Origin of the sequence: Vogesella mureinivorans, from assembly GCF_007644035.1 — a bacterium.
Lineage (GTDB): Bacteria > Pseudomonadota > Gammaproteobacteria > Burkholderiales > Chromobacteriaceae > Vogesella > Vogesella mureinivorans.
In genome coordinates this window covers 1-282 of record NZ_VMTV02000601.1, presented here as the reverse complement: position 1 = coordinate 282, position 282 = coordinate 1, and the positions used below count along the sequence as shown (strand labels likewise).

Here is a 282-nt window from a genome sequence, read left to right as displayed (position 1 = left end):
GTGCAAATTCAAAACCGTGCCGATGCTGCAAAGATGGCAGAAAGTTTTGAAGCTTGCGGGTTCAAAACTCTTGACTTAACCGATGACGAACTGACAAAACTGCACTTACGTCACATGGTTGGCGGACGTTCTCCCCTCGCTTGCGATGAATTGCTTTATCGCTTCGAGTTTCCCGAACGTCCCGGCGCATTAATGAAGTTCGTCGGTTCTATGAGTCCAAACTTGAATATTAGTATGTTCCACTACCTCAACAATGTCGCAGACTACGGGCTAATCGTTGTC

The 282-nt window shown here is 46.8% G+C and carries 1 pseudogene; it reads left to right on the top strand.

The features are described 5' to 3' along the window. Positions 1 to 282, top strand: a pseudogene (locus FLQ44_RS16465) (threonine ammonia-lyase, biosynthetic); the annotation flags it as partial.